Here is a 15012-nt window from a genome sequence, read left to right as displayed (position 1 = left end):
GGCAGGCCGCGAGCCCCGCTGTCGGATGACTGGGGCGGGGGCGTCCGTTGAACCTCTCTAGCTCCAGGCTAGCTGCGGCGGAAGGTGTCGAAACCGACCCGGCTCGGGTCCGGGCCGCCGCGGCGGCCTGAGTCCAGGCCGTCCAAGACGGACACGGCGGCCTCGTCGAGGTCGAGGTCGAACACGCGCAAGTTCTCCCTGATGCGGTCGGGCCGCACCGACTTGGGGATCACAGCGAGCCCCTGCTGCACGTGCCAGCACAGGACCACCTGCGCTGGCGTACGGCCCAGCCGGTCGGCCAGGTCCAGCAGGGCCGGCTCGGCCAGCAACGCTGCGCCTGTGCCCATGCCCGATCCCCCGCCGGAACCGCTCGATCCGCCGATGGGCGACCAGGACTGGACGACAATCCCCCGACCGGTCGCGTACTCGCGCAGCTTCCGCTGGGGAAAGTAGGGATGCAGCTCGACCTGATTCACCGACGGCTCGTCGTGCCCGTCGGCCCGCAGCCGCTCCAGGTCGGCGACCGAGAAGTTACTGACCCCGATCGCCGACGCGAGCCCGTCCGCGTGCGCCTGCGCGAGAACCCCGTACGCGTCCAGTGCCGCACGGCCCTCCGTCGGCACCGGCCAGTGCAGCAGGAACAGATCGACCCGGTCGAGCCCCAGCCGCTCGAGGCTCGCCTCGACCGCCGGCCGGACGTCGTCGACGCCGTAGTCGTCGATCCAGAGCTTCGTGGTGACGAACACCTCGTCGCGCGGGATCCCGGAGCTGCGCAGCGCTCGACCCACCCCGGTCTCGTTGCGGTAGGCGACCGCGGTGTCAACGAGTCGGTACCCCGCCTCCAGCGCGACCCCAACCGCCGCCTCGGCCTCGGCGTCGGACATCTGCCAGACACCGAGACCGAGCTGCGGCATCGATCCGCCGTGGTGCAGCGAGAGCGTGGGGACAGCCGGGGCTGGTGATGCGGTCATGGGGTCCTCCTGCGTGGGTCACTCCACAAAGATGTCGACCTCGGGTCGCAGCTCTGCGCAGGTGCGCAGCACCTCGTGGATCATGTGGTTCTCGAAGGCGTGAAACGGTGTCATGTCGACGGTGCGGTCCGGGCCCAGCGCCGGGTAGGCCTGCTGGGAGAGCAGGTAGTCGAACCGCGGGGCCCATTTGCGCGACCCGAGCCGTGCCGTCACCGAGCAGTTGTCGACCATGTAGGCGACCCCGCGCGCGTGCATATACGGGTTGAGCGAGTCCACGCTCTCGATCACCGACTCGTTCGCCACCTCGGAGTACGGGTGGCCCGCCTCCAGGAGGTGGTCGATCTGGGCCATCATCACTCCGCAGTAGACCCCCGCGGTGAACGGATCGATGGCGATGAGGTCGGAGGCGCGGTCGGCGCGCACCTTCTGCCCGACCGACCACATGCCCGTGCTGTCGATGACGCCCATCGGGAACCGCTCGAGGCGGGTTCCCGCGATGACGACGCTGTTGATCTCGTTGCCCGACACGACCTCGTCGTAGATCTCGGCAAACACCTCGCGACCCGCCGGATAGGCGGCCGAGTACGCACGCGCGAACACCTCGCGACCCGCCGCACCAAGTGCGTGGTAAACGCCGATGATGCCGTCGTGGGAGATGGTCCGCGATATCGGACCGGTGATTGACTCCACGGAGCGGACGAACGCCTCCCGCTCCTCGGCCCCCTCGGCCACGTAGCGACGGAACAGGCTCTCGACGATGCCGTGGACGGCGCCGAGCAAGATGCCGCGTTCACCGGCGATGTCGGAGCGGTACTCCGACTCCAGCGTGGTCTGGAACGTGTACGGCGCACCGAGCGCCACCGACCAGCCCAGCGCGCGGTCGGTCGCGTGGCCGGTGATGTCCTGCTGGACAGCGAAGCTCGCGTTGATGCCGGCGCCGTTGACTTCGGCCCCCTGCATGTACAGCGCACGCACCGACTTGCCCATGCCCTTCGGGCAGACGGCGATCACGTCGATGCCGGCCGGGAAGGACCCACCGGTGTTGGCGAGGTGCCCGACCAGGAAGCCGTGTGACAGCCCGAGGGTGGTGCCCGGGCGGAGCAGGTCGAAGATCTCCTGGTAGCGGGTGGCGAGTGCACCATCGGAGATGAGCAGCAGCACCATGTCCGAAGCGGACACGACCTCCTCGACGGTGGCGAGGGTGCCGTCGTCGACGCTGAAGCCGGCGTCGATGGCCTCCGCGCGTGAGGACGAGCCCTCCCGCAGACCCACGACCACCCGGATGTCAGTGCCGACCAGCGAATCGCGCAGGTTCTGCGCCTGCGCCGAGCCCTGGGGTCCCCACCCGACGACACCGATCTGGCTCACTCCGGCGAATGCCTTCGGCAGCAGCGGGAACAGGTCCCGGCCGCCGCGGACGATCGCCTCAGTGTGATCAGCGACGGTGATCAGTTCCTTCGTGAACACCGACGACTGGAAGTCCAACTCCTGCACGGTCCAACACCTCTCAAGAACGGCGACAACGTCCGGGCGGGCCACCGGGCCCGCACCGACCAGAATCAGACGTCGCGACACCGTTCCCGAGTGGGGCACAAGGCCAACGACGCAGCGCTGCCACCCGCCGTGGGATCGAGCCACGACGTGAGTGGTGATACCAATTCTCGCACATGCTCATCCCGGGCCGCGTGGGCGACCCCCGGCGACGTCCGCGGACGTCGTCCCCAACCGCCCACATCCCGGCCGCACAGATCCCGACCGGGCCGCGACAGCCGCCACGGCCGCCGACACAGCAGCGGCGTCTCCGCGCAGCAACCCGGTGAGGGCCCGGTCGGCATGGGCCGTACCCGGCAAAGGGTCCGCGACCCAGCTCCGCATCGATGCCAGCACCTCGAGCAGCCCCGCCGCCGACGGGGCCAGGCCCTGTTCGGACGCCGTACGGACCATCTCCAGCCAGCGCGCGGTCGGGACGGCCGCTACGCCGACGAGCTCGGCGACCAGGTCTGTCCACCGCATCGGGTCGGTGCCGACGAGGTGGTAGGCCGCTCCGGTGCTCGCTGGTGCCCCGGCCAGCGCGACCAGCGCCTGCGCGGCCTGGTCCACGGGCAGCAGTCGCACGTCGATGTCGAGGTCCGGTGCGCTGTCGACCTCCCGGCACAGGCTGGTGACCCGGGTCAGGAGGTCGTCAGGGTTGGCGACACCCGCTGCACCGGCGAACAGCCGTCCGGTGCGTACGATCGACGCCGGCAGGCCCGCTGCGATCGCGTCGGCGACGAGCCGGTCGGCCACCCACTTGGACCGCGCGTAGCCCGACGCCGCGGGCTCGGTGGCGACGACGAGGTCCTCGGCCATCTCCCGGCCGCCGAACACCGACAGGGTGGAGACGTGCGTGAGGCGGGCCCCGGACCGGGCGACGACACCGAGCAGTGCCGCCGTGGCCCCGACGTTGGTTTGCTTCAGGACGCCGTAGGGATACGCGAGGTTGACCCACGCCGCGGCGTGCACGATCACGTCGAGGTCGGCGCCGAGCTCGCGAAGGCCCGCGTCTCCCAGACCCAGGTCGGGCCGGGAGAGATCGCTGACGACGATCTCGATCCGCGGATCGGTGCCGGCGTCGGTCCCGTAGCGACGCAGGGTCTCGGTGACCCGCGTCCGCGCGCGGTCGGCGTCGGCGGCCCGCACCAGGCAGCGGATCCGACCGGCCTCGGTGGCGAGCACCTGCGCGAGCACGTGCGCGCCGAGGAACCCGGTGACCCCGGTGAGCAGCCACGAATCGCGACCCTGCCGGACCGCGGCGCCGTGGCCAGCGGGGACCGGCGGGATCTCCGCGTGCAGGTCGACCGCGACCGGCTCCGTGGAGGTCATGTGATGCCGGACCGCGGCCGCCGTGGCTGCCGGTGACGGCGTCGCGAACACCTCGCTCAGCGCGACGTTGAGCCCGAAGCGGAGGTTGAGCCGGTCCAGCATGCGCATGGCCAGCAGCGAGTGCCCGCCGAGTGCGAAGAAGTCGTCGTCCGGGCCGACGTCGGGCCGTTCGAGCACGTCCCGCCAGATGGCGACGACGGCTGCCTCGGTGGCGTCGCGCGGTGCGCGCTGCCCGGCCGTCGACCGTCGCTGGGTCGACGGTTCGGCGTCGGCGGCGACGGCCGCACGGTCGAGCTTGCCGTTGGCGGTGCGCGGGAGTGCCTCGACCCATCTGATGCGGTCGGGCACCAGGTGCGCCGGGACGCGCGCGCGGACCCGGGTCAGCACGTCGGCGGGATCCGGCGGGTCCGATGCGGCGGCCGCGACGACGTCGGCGACCAGCACCGCGGGACCGGCCGCCGCTGCGGCCGCCGCGACGTCGGGCAACGCCGTCAACGCGGCCTCCACCTCGGCCAGCTCGATGCGGTACCCGCGGACCTTGACTTGCCCGTCGCGCCGGCCCAGGAAGCGCAGCCCGTCGACGGGATCGTCGACCACGAGGTCACCGGTGCGGTACCAGCGGACCCCGTCCCGCTCGACGAACGCGGCCGCGGTCAGCTCCGGTGCGTCGTGGTATCCGACGGCGAGACCGGCTCCGGCGATGGCGAGCTCACCGGCCACCCCCGGGCCCACCGGCTGCAGCTGTTCGTCCAGCACCGCCACCGCCGTCCCGGCCAGCGCGGTGCCCAGTGGCACGGTCGGATGCCGGAGCCGGGTCGCGTCGACGGAGGCGACGGTCGTCCACACCGTCGCCTCGGTGGGCCCGTAGAAGTTCCACAACCGCACGCCGTGGCCGGTGGCGGCGACCGCCGTGGCGGTGGGCAACGCCTCGCCGCCGGCCACAACGTCCAGCGGAGCGGGCGGCCCGCCGCGGTCCCACACCGCGGCCAGCTCGGCCAGGAGCGTCGGGGTCGCGCTGAGCACATCGACACCGGCGCCGCGCACCAGCGCATCCAACGCGGTGGGGGAACCCTGCTCGCGTTCGGTGGCCACGACCAGAGTCGCGCCGCTGAGCAGCGGCGCATAGATCTCCCACACCGACAGGTCGAAAGCGAAGGAGTGCACGCACGTGAACACGGCACCGTCGGCCCAGACGAGCCGTTCGCGGCCCGCCGCGACGAGGTTTCCGATCCCCGGCTGACCGACGATGACACCCTTCGGGCTACCGGTGGAGCCGGAGGTGAACATGACGTAGGCGGCGGCGTCGGGATCGGCAGTCGGTGGGGTCGGCCCGGTCGGCGCCGCCGCGTCGAGATCCTGCGGGGTCCGCGCGATGACCCCCGACCCGTCGGCGAACCCGTCGGCGTCGGCATCGACGACGAGGGCTGCCGCACCGCACCGGCGCAGCAGGTCGGCCCGGCGCGCGACCGGGTGTCGTGGCTCCAGCGGCACGTAGGTGCGACCGGCCAGTAGGGAGGCCACCATGGCGACGATCGCGTCGACGCTGCGCGGCAGGCACACAGCGACCGGCCCGTCCGGGGCGGCGGCGAGGTGTGCCGCCCACCGCTCCGCGCGGTCGATCAGCTCGGCGTAGGTCAGCGTGGCCGTCCCGCACGCCACGGCGGTCCGGTCCGGGGTCCGGGCCGCGACGGCGCGCAGCGCGGCGGCCAGACCCCCGCCGTCCGGGGCGGGCGGGCCGGGGTCCGGGGCCGCTCGGCCCAGCGCCGCGGCACGCAGCTGCGCGCGCGTGACCTGCGGCTGCGCCAGCGCGGCGAGGACCCGCTCGAACGCCGCGGCCAGCGTCTCGACGTGGGCCCGGTCGAGCACCGCGGTGTCGTACTCCCAGACGCACCGCATGCCGTCCGCGGTGTCGGTGAGGTCCAGCGACAGGTCGAACCGGGCCGCGGCCCGGCTGACCGGCAGCTCCGTCACCGCGACCCCGTCGAGCTCCAGGTGTGCGGTCGGGAAGTTGTGCAGCGCGAACAGGTGCTGGAACACGGGGTTGGCGTGCGGGTCGCGGGCCGGCGCCAGCGTCTCGACGAGCTGCTCGAACGCGATCTCGCCGTGCGCCATTGCCAGGCCGGACTGGTCGGCGACGGCAGCGAGCACCGCCGCGCCGGTGGCGCCCTCGGGGTGGACAGGCAGGACGACGGTGTTCGCGAAGTACCCGATGTTGCCCTCCAGCCGGGGGTCGGCGCGGTTGGCCACCGGTGTGCCGACGCACAGCCGGTCCTCGCCGGTGAACCAGGTCAGCACCAGCGCGTATGCGGTGAGCAGCACCGTGTACGGCGTCGTGTCGTGGCGGCGGGCGGTCTCCTGCACACGGTCGCGTGCCGCCGGCCCGATCCTGCGCACGGTCCGGGCCCCGCCGCGGTCGGCGGCGTCGGTGGCGCGCGGTCGGGCCATTGCGAGCCGGGTCCGCATCGGGAAGCCGGCCAACCGCTCGACCCACCAACGCAGGTCCGCGGCCACGGCCGGGGACCCGGCCTCCCGGCGCTGCCAGTGCGCGTAGTCGCCGTACTGCAGCGGCAACGGCGCGAACTCCGGCGGGTGACCGCTCGCCCGCGCGGCGTAGGCGCAGGAGAGCTCCCGGCGGAACACCGCCGTCGACCAGCCGTCGCAGACCAGGTGGTGCATGACGACCGCGAACACGGCGGTGTCCGGTCCGGTCGTGACCAGGACGGCGCGGACGAGCGGGCCGTCGCGGATCGACATCGGCGCATCGAGCACCTCCTGCACGATCGCGCGGGCCCGACCGGCCGGATTGGCATCGGCGGCGACGTCGCGCCGGTCCGGTACGAGCCGGCCGCGCGCGGCGATGAGCTGGTGCACACCGTCGTCATCGGCGCCGAAGGTGGTCCGCAGGATCTCGTGGCGCGCGACGAGATCGGCCAACGCCGCCTCCAGCGCTGCGACGTCGAGCGGGCCGCGCAGGGTCGCCGCCGCCATCGGCACGTTGTAGGCAGGGGTTCCCGGGTCGAGTGCGTCGATGAAGTAGAGACGCTGCTGCGGGAACGACGCGGGCAACTGGACCGGCGGCGGCTCAGGCACGGGCCACCTCTGCCGTGGACTGGTCGCGGGCCGTCGCCCACATCGTGGCGAGGTCGGGCAGCGCGGCGAGCACCAGCTCGGGATCGGGGAGGAAGTCGATCAGCGCCGCGATCTCGTTCACCCCGATGTCGACGAGTTCGGCCACGACGCGCGCGCAGTCCTCCGGGGTGCCGATCAGGCCGGCCCCGTCGATCAGCCGGTCGAGGTTGCGGTCGGCGAGGGCCCGCGCGTCCTCGTCGGACACCGCGGCCTCGGCGGCGCCGAAGCCGCGCACACCGGCGGTCTGCAGCTCCAGGTTCGCGCGGATGTAGTCGGTGTAGCTGTCGCGGACCCGCGCGCGGTGGGCGTCGAGGTCGGGATCGACGTAGGTGTGCTGCATCAGCGTCACGGTCCCGGCTCCGGGATCGTGGCCCGCGTCGGCGCGCGCCGCGCGGTAGCGCGCGATGTGCTCGGCGAGCTGGTCACGGTCCTGGTGCATGGTGGCCGTGAGCACGTGGTGGCCGCGGCGGCCCGCTTCCTCGAAGGTGCCCGCGGACTCCCCCGTCACCCACACCTGCAGGTCGGCCTGCACCGGCGCGGGATAGGTCCGCACCGGGACGAGGACCCCGGCACCGTTGGGCAGCATGATCTGCTCGCCGCGCCACAGCGCGCGGACGGCGTCGATGTCGGCCCACATGCGCTGCTTGCGGTCGTCGTAGGACCGCGGTGCGAGGACGAAGTCGTCCACGTGCCAGCCGGAGCCGAACGACAGGTCCACCCGGCCGCCACTGAGCCGGTCCACGACCGCCCACTCCTCCGCGATCCGCGGTGCGACGTGCAGTGGCGAGATCACGCTGCCGGCGCGCAGCCGGACCCGAGTGGTCTCGCGGGCCAGCACCGCAGCGAGAACGGCCGGGTTGGGGAACAGACCCCCGAACGCCTGGAGGTGCCGTTCGGGCAACCAGACTGCGTGCAGACCGGCCCGGTCGGCGAACCGGGCCCCGTCGATTAGGAGTCCGTAGGGATCGGCAGCCGGGTCCGTCGGCGCGAGCGCGGAGAAGAACATCAGGCTCAGCCGCGGCTCGGCGGACCCCGGCGCCGCTACGGCGGGCTCGGCCCGGGTGCTGCTCAGGGTGGACGATGGGGTGATCCGTGGGATGGACGGTGGGGTGATCGGCGCAGCGGCCGGTGGGGCCCCCTCGCTGTGCGGCTCCCCGCGCGGAACCGGCGCCAACCGGCTGAACGGGTCGTCGACCGGCGCGTCCTGTGGCGCGGCGTCGACCTGCTCGACGATCGCGGCGATCGTCGGTCGGGCCAGGAAGTCACGCAACGCCAGACGCACACCCAGGTCCGACCGCAACCGCGCGAGCATCATCGTGGCGACGAGCGAGTGACCGCCGAGATCGAGGAAGCTCTCGTCGAGTGCGATGTCGTCGACGCCGAGCAGGTCGCGCCACACCTCGGCCACCCGACTGGCGACGCCGCCGGACCCGGCGCCGGGTCCGGTACCGGACCGGACAACGGCGCGGGTCGGTTTGGTCGTCCGCACGTGGGCCAGCGCCTGGCCCAGCCGGGCCTGTTCGTCGGCGGCGTGCCCGGCCACCACCTTCTGGAAGTCGCGCGTGGAGACCACGACCTGCGCGGCGCCGGCCGAGAGGACCCCGGTGAACACCACGGCGGCGTCTTCGGGTCGCAGCGCGTGGTCGAACGTGCTCTCCCGCCACGCGCGCAGCGAGTCTGGGACGCTCGTGTCGACGGCCATGCCGGCCCCGCTCCACACGTCCAGATCGGCGCTGACCCAGCGCGTGCGGCCGGGCCGCCGTTCCGCGACAACCGCGTCGAGGAACGCGTTCGCCGCGCAGTAGTCGGCCTGGCCGAACCGGCCGAGGATCCCGTTGTGGGACGCGCAGAGCACGACGAAGTCGGTGTCGTCGGTGACGACGGCGGCCGCCAGCGCGCGGGTCCCGGCGACCTTGGGGGCCAGCACGCGCGCGGCTGTGGCGGGCTCCGAGGTGGTGATCAGTCCCTCCCCCGCGAGCCCGGCGCAGTGGAAGACCCCGTGCACCGGTCCGGTCCGCGCCACCGCGGCGGCGAGATCCGCCGGCGAGGTGACGTCGGCCTGCGCGTAGGTCGCGTCGACGCCGTCGGCGGCGAGCCGGTCGAGCAACGCGGTGGCGTCGGAGGAGGGACGGCGGCCGGTCAGCAGGACCCGCGCGCCGTGGGTGCCGAGCCAGCTGGCGATGGCCCGACCGATGCCGCCGAGCCCACCGGTCACCAGGTAGGTGCCGCCAGCGCGGATCGGTGGTGGGCCGGCGGGGACGGTCACGGGGACGAACCGCAGCGTGTGGGGCAGCCCGGCCCGCAGGGCGACCGTCGTGTCCGGCAAATTCAGTGCCGTGGCCAGCGACCTGATCGCGGCGGCAGGGTCGGCGGCGGGATCGAGGTCCACAACTTGAGTGTCGAGACCCGCCGCCTCCAGCGGCAGGACCCTCGCTACCCCCAGCGCCGTAGCGCGGTCGGCGACGATCTCATCGTCGTGTCCCGCCGCGATGGCGCCGCGGGTCACGAAGTGCAACCGGACCGGCGGGCCGTCGGCCAGCTCACCGGCGCACGCCTGGGCGAACCGCAGGACGTCGTCGAACGCCGTTCGCGGTGCCGGTGGATCGGTCAGCCCCCATGCGGCGACGACACCCGCCGGCGCAACGTCGGCGCACAGCGCGGCGAGCGCCTGCTCCTGGTGGTCGCGGCGGCCCGGATCGGCGCGGCACTGCGCGCTGTCGAGCTCGAGCCGGTCGCCCGACCACGCGACCCGGACGTCGCCGTACCGCTCGCGCAGCGCGTCGACCACCGCGTGGCCGAGGTCGGTGTCCGGTGCGAACACCACCCACGGTCCGGCCGGGGTCGCGCAGCGCGCGGTGTCGGCAGCGGGCCAGGTCGGTGTCCAGAACCAGCGGGCCGGGTCCAGCCGCTGCGCCGCCGGGACGGGTGGCGGCGGTGCTGCCGCGCGGGGTCGCGGGTCCACCCAGTGCCGGTCGCGCGCGAACGGGTAGGTGGGCAGTCGCAGACGCCGCGGCGGCCGGTCACCGGTGGCCCCGGTCGAGGGGTCGACGTCGACGCCGTGGGCCCAGAGGGCGCCCAGCGTCGCGGCGAAGGCGGTCGCCTGCGCGTCGGGATCGAGATCGGTGGCGATGCCGACGACCGGACGGTCGCGGCCCGCCACCAGCGCGGCAACCCGGGCGGCGAAGCCGCGCGAGCCGGCGTCGACGAGGACCGCGACCTGCGGATCAGTACTGGCCACCAGGGTCGTGAGCCCGTCGGCGAAACGCACCGTCGACCGCAGCTGGCGTCCCCAGTAGGCGGGGTCGGTGGCCTCGGCGGCGGTGAGGACTGCGCCGGTCACGTTGGACACGACAGGACACGTCGGGGGTCGCAGGTCCGCGGAGGCGACGACGTCGGCGAAGGCCCGCGCCGCGGGATCCATCGCCGCGGTGTGGAAGGCGTGGGAGACCGCTAGCAGCGGTGCGTCGGTCTCGTCGACCGCGCGAAGCCAGGCCCGCACGGCATCCTCCGGACCGCCCACGACGGTCAGCTGCGGCGCGTTGACGGCGCACACCTCGACCTCGGGGACGTCCTCGACCAGTTCCCGCACGGTGGCCTCGGCCAGCGGGACCTGCGCCATCACGCCGGGCTCCATGGCCTGGGCCAGGCGGCCCCGCTCGGCGACGAGCCGGCACGCGGTCCCCAGGTCGACCACGCCGGCCAGGTGCGCGGCGGTCAGCTCGCCGATGCTGTGCCCGAGCAGGGCCACCGGCTCGACGCCGCGGTCGCGCAGCAGGTCCGCGAGAGCGGTCCCGACGGTGAACACCGCGGGCTGGGTGTACTCGGTGCGACGCAGGCGATCGGTGTCGCCGTCACCGCCGTCGCCGAACAACAGGTCCCGCATGTCGGTGTCCAGGTGGGCGGCGAAGCCGTCCGCGCAGGCGTCGACGGCGGCGGCGAAGGCGGGCTCCTGTGCGTACAGGTGGCGGTACATGCCCACCAGCTGGATCCCCTGCCCGGGCAGGAGCAGCGCCACCCCCGCGCCGGACTCGGCGACGGGGTCGGGATCGATGCGTGCGGCACGCAGCGCGGCCACCGCGTCGGACACGGTCGTCGCGGCCACCGCCAGCCGGTGCGGATGGCGGCGTCGGCCGGTGCGCAGGGTCGTCGCGACGTCGACGAGATCGAGGTCGGGACGGGCCACCAGGTGCTCGGCCAGCGCGGTGCGGAGGCCGTCGAGTGCGTCGGCGGACGCGGCCGAGAGCCGCAGCACCGACGGGGACGGCGCCGGATTCGTGGGGCCGGTCACGACGCCGCCTCGACGACGACGTGGCAGTTCGTGCCGCCCATGCCGAAGGAGCTGATCCCCGCACGCCGGGGTCCGGGGCCGGTGCGGAACTCCGCCGGTTCGGTGACCAACGCGAACGGGGTCTCGTCGAGCCGCAGCGCCGGATTGGGGTCCGCGAGGTTGATGCTGGGCGGGATCACGCCTTCGCGCACCGCGAGCACCGCCTTGACCAGGCTCGCGATCCCGGCCGCCGCGCTGAGGTGGCCTATGTTCGGCTTCACCGACCCGATGATCGTCCGCTCGCCCGGTGGCAGCCCGAACGCGCGGGTGGTCGAGGCCAGCTCGATGGGGTCACCGAGCAGCGTGCCCGTGCCGTGCGCCTCGACGTAGCCGATCGTGGCGGGGTCGACGTCGGCGGCGGCGATCGCCATGTCGATGACCGTCGCCTGCGCGTCGAGGCCCGGACCGGTCCAGCTGGGCTTGTCGGCGCCGTCGTTGTTGACCGCGCAGCCTCGGATGACGGCGTCGACGTGGTCACCGTCGGCCAGTGCGTCCTCCAGCCGCTTGAGCAGCACCACGCCGACCCCGTCCCCGAAGACGGTTCCCGCGGCGTCCGCGGCGAAGGTGCGGCAGTGCCCGTCGGGCGAGCAGATGCTGTCGGGGGTGTAGCGGTAGCCGGCGCGCAGCGGCAGTCCGACCCGCACACCACCGGCCAGTGCCATGTCGCACTGGAACGTCAGCAGGTTCTGCACCGCCGTCGCCACCGCCACCAGCGACGTCGAGCAAGCGCTCGCGACGGACACGCTCGGCCCGGTCAGGCCCAGCTGCCAGGAGACCCGGCTGCTCAGGTAGTCCTTGTCGTTGCCCAGCAGCAGCGTGAGATCGTCCATCTCGGTGTGCTGGCTGGTGTGGGAGGCGAGGCTGAAGGCGTACTGGCTGATCCGCGAGCCGGCGAAGACCCCGACCGGGTCCTCGACGTCGTCCGGGCAGTACCCGGCGTCCTCGAATGCGGTCCAGCAGGCCTCCAGGAAGACGCGCTGCTGCGGATCGATCGAGCGGGCCTCGAACGGCGAGTAGCGGAAGAACCCGGCGTCGAAGCAGTCAGCCCCGTCGAGGACCCCCTTGGCCGGCACGTAGTCCGGATCGTCGAGCAGCTCCGGCGACACCCCCTCGGCGAGGAGCTCGTCCGGGGTGAACCGGCTGATCGACTCGACGCCACCGCAGACGTTGCGCCAGTACTCCTCCACGTCGCGAGCCCCCGGCAGCCGCACGGCCATCCCGATGACCGCGACGGCGGTCTCGTCCGTCGGTGGGGGGCTGCTCGAAGTCGTCATCATCTGCTCCTCTCGTGCCGACGGCGACGGCGCGCGAGCGCGGCGCGGTAGCGCCGGGCTCGTTCGGCGCCGCGTCCGGCCACCTCGTCGTCGGTACCGACGGTCAGCCGCCCGACGTCCTCGACGGTCGCGCACCGAAAAAGGTCCACCACGTCAAACTCGACGGATGCCCAGGTACGCAATCGTTCGTGTAGTTCGACCATCCGCAGCGAGTGCATGTCCAGGCCGGCGAGCCGGTCCCCCGGCGTGACCGGGTGCCCGACCAGCTCCTCGACCTCGAGCTGGGCCCGGGCCACCGGCCCGGCCTCCGGGTCGGCGAGCGCGCCGTGGCGGACCCGGTCGCGGTCGCGGTCGCGCAGCGCGGCCCGGTCGATCTTCCCGCTGGGCAGCCGAGGGATCGCCTCGACCGGCAGGAACCGGGCCGGCACGAGCGGCCCGGGCAGGATCGCGCGGCAGCGCTCGGCCAGGTCCGCCGCCACGTCCTCTGCGGTGTCCTGCGCGACGTCCGGGTGGCCGACGTACCAGCAGACCAGCGCGGCGTCTCTGCCCTCCCCGACCAGCCCGCACACGGCCTCGGAGGGGCCGCCGGCCCCCAGCACTGCGGCTTCGACCTCCTCCAGCGCGATGCGGTGACCGCGCAGCTTGACCTGGTTGTCGCGGCGGCCCCACCAGCACGATCCGCCCGTCGGCCCCCAGCCGGGCGAGGTCACCAGTGCGGACGTGCGGTGCGCCGGACCCGTCGCCGTCGTGGCCGAAGCGTGCGGTGTCGGCCCCGTCGAGGGGTTTCCCGACGCAGACCCCGCCGACGACCAGCTCACCGGCGACCCCCCGCGGCATCGGTGCACCGGCCGCGTCGACGACGGCGAGCCGGCAGTTGTCGATCGGGACACCGAGCGACACAGGGGCCGAGCCATCTCCGCCGGCCATGTCGGCCGTACCGGCGATCTCGGCGACGGCGACGTTGGACGCGCACTCGGTGAGCCCGTACAGGTTGAGCAGGCGATGCTCGGGAAAGCGGTACCGCCAGGCGCCGGCCAGCTCGGCCGACAGCGGCTCGGCGCTGGAGGTGACCAGCGACAACGCCTGGCCCACGTGCACGCCGGGTCGGCGGGCCCTCGTGAGCAACAGGTGCAGGATCGGCGGTGCGGTGAGCAGGCGGGTGACGCGGTGCCGGTCGAGGAGATCCCACAGCCGGGCCGGGTCGACGAGATCGGCCATCGCCGCGATCACTGTCGGACGACCGGCGAGCAGGCCGCCGAACACCTCCCACAGCGAGCCGACGAGCCCCAACGACTTCAGCCACACTCCGCAGCCGTGGTCCTCCCACGGGTGGCGGGCCCACATCCACTGCAGGCGGTTGGCGGCCGCGGCGTGCGAGATGCGGACGCCGGCCGGTCGTCCGGTGCTGCCGGAGGTGAACAGGACGCACAGGTCAGCGTCGGGGTCGGGCGTCGGGGTGGGCCGCGGCCGTCGCGACACTTCGGCGCCGGCCGACACGCGGGGCAACCCGAGATCGGCGTCCGGGCTGGCATCGGGGCCGAGGACCGCGACGGCACCGGTAGCCCGCACCATCTCCGCGCGGCGGGCCCGGGGCAGGTCGGGCGGTACCGGCACCCAGGCCCGGCCGGTCCGCATCGCGGCGAGCACCGCGGCGACGGCGTCGAGGCAGCGGTCCCAGGCGATCGCCACGGGCGCACCGGCGGGCAGGTCCAGCCCGTCCAGTGCGGCGGCGAGTCCTGCGGCACGTGACTCCAGCTGCGCATAGGTGTGGTGCTGCTCGCCGTCGACGATGGCCACGGCGTCGGGTCGCTGGTTGACCTGGTGGTCCCACGACCCGAGCAGGTCCACCTCGCAGGTCGTGCGGTCGCCGTAGAGGATGGCCGGTCGCAGCCCGGCGGTCCGAGCGGCCTCGGTGCCGACCACGGCCACCGTCGCGTCCGGATCGGCGAGTGCGGCGGCGACGGCCGCGGCGACCACGTCCGCGAACCCCGACGCGATCGCGGGATCGGCGCCGGCCACCGCGGGGCCGCCGCGGACCCGACCGTCGAGCCGGCCCGACGGGCCCACCCGCAGCGCCACGACGGTGTCGTCGCCGGCTGGCGGGCCCTGTTCTGACGGGACCTGAGTTGACGGGCACTGCGCGCAGCTCACCAGCACGACGGGCCGGCGCACGGCCTCGGGGCAGGCCCGCATGCGTGCGGCCCGCTCGACGAGCGTGCGGTGGGCCGTGACTAGGGCCCCGCGCACTGTCGTCGCACCGCCGAGCGCGATGTCGACGGGCACCGGTGCGGTGCAGTCCCCCGCGCAGACGTGCACGCGCACCGTGTCCGGGCCGGCTGGACCGGCGGTCCAGGCCGCCAGTACGGCACCGGCGAGCACGGCGACCGCCAGGCGTTCCAGCACCGGCTCGCCGCGGACGGGATGCGGTGTCTGCGTGGCGGGCCCGGCC

At 73.8% G+C, this 15012-nt stretch carries 7 protein-coding genes and 1 pseudogene; 1 reads left to right on the top strand and 7 read right to left on the bottom strand.

All coding sequences use genetic code 11. The annotated features are described in order from the left end of the window. Window positions 1-68: 68 nt before the first annotated feature. From ZF1_RS29400 to ZF1_RS29370, 7 genes and pseudogenes are all read right to left on the bottom strand, one after another. Entirely contained in the window at window positions 69-914 is an 846-nt protein-coding gene (locus tag ZF1_RS29400) for an aldo/keto reductase (protein ID WP_482638952.1), read from the bottom strand. Window positions 915-989: 75 nt separating this feature from the next. Next, on the bottom strand, window positions 990-2609 hold the full coding sequence (locus ZF1_RS29395) for a ketol-acid reductoisomerase (protein ID WP_482638935.1): 1620 nt from the start codon (window positions 2607-2609) through the stop codon (window positions 990-992). 33 nt (window positions 2610-2642) lie between these two features. Next, window positions 2643-6923 carry a non-ribosomal peptide synthetase gene (locus tag ZF1_RS29390; RefSeq protein ID WP_482638934.1) on the bottom strand — a complete coding sequence of 1427 codons (4281 nt, stop codon included), beginning with the start codon at window positions 6921-6923 and terminating at the stop codon, window positions 2643-2645. Beyond that, window positions 6916-11250 carry a MupA/Atu3671 family FMN-dependent luciferase-like monooxygenase gene (locus ZF1_RS29385; RefSeq protein WP_482638933.1) on the bottom strand — a complete coding sequence of 1445 codons (4335 nt, stop codon included), beginning with the start codon at window positions 11248-11250 and terminating at the stop codon, window positions 6916-6918. The genes ZF1_RS29390 and ZF1_RS29385 overlap by 8 nt, the downstream gene beginning before the upstream one ends. Next, a complete protein-coding gene (locus ZF1_RS29380; protein ID WP_482638932.1) occupies window positions 11247-12563 on the bottom strand; it encodes a beta-ketoacyl synthase N-terminal-like domain-containing protein in 1317 nt (438 codons plus the stop codon). The genes ZF1_RS29385 and ZF1_RS29380 overlap by 4 nt, the downstream gene beginning before the upstream one ends. Beyond that, window positions 12563-13273: a phosphopantetheine-binding protein gene (locus tag ZF1_RS29375; protein ID WP_482638931.1), complete on the bottom strand. Its 711-nt coding sequence runs from the start codon at window positions 13271-13273 to the stop codon at window positions 12563-12565. The genes ZF1_RS29380 and ZF1_RS29375 overlap by 1 nt, the downstream gene beginning before the upstream one ends. A 136-nt stretch (window positions 13274-13409) precedes the next feature. Further along, window positions 13410-14360, bottom strand: a pseudogene (locus ZF1_RS29370) (AMP-binding protein); the annotation flags it as partial. Between ZF1_RS29370 and ZF1_RS29365 the strand changes: the two are divergent. Continuing rightward, window positions 14331-14678 (top strand): hypothetical protein, encoded by a 348-nt coding sequence (locus ZF1_RS29365; protein ID WP_482638930.1) that lies wholly within the window; start codon window positions 14331-14333, stop codon window positions 14676-14678. The pseudogene ZF1_RS29370 and the gene ZF1_RS29365 sit on opposite strands and share 30 nt — an antisense overlap. The last annotated feature ends 334 nt before the right edge of the window (window positions 14679-15012 follow it).

It is taken from the genome of Pseudonocardia sp. ZF1, assembly GCF_056835605.1.
Note: the sequence above shows the minus strand (reverse complement) of the source record. Positions and strands in the feature narration are given on the sequence as shown.

What these genes read in the sequence shown, in the direction of transcription:
- ZF1_RS29380 (WP_482638932.1), bottom strand. Translation starts at nt 12,563, where the DNA reads ATGACGACTTCGAGCAGCCCCCCACCGACGGACGAGACCGCCGTCGCG.
- ZF1_RS29400 (WP_482638952.1), bottom strand. Translation starts at nt 914, where the DNA reads ATGCCGCAGCTCGGTCTCGGTGTCTGGCAGATGTCCGACGCCGAGGCC.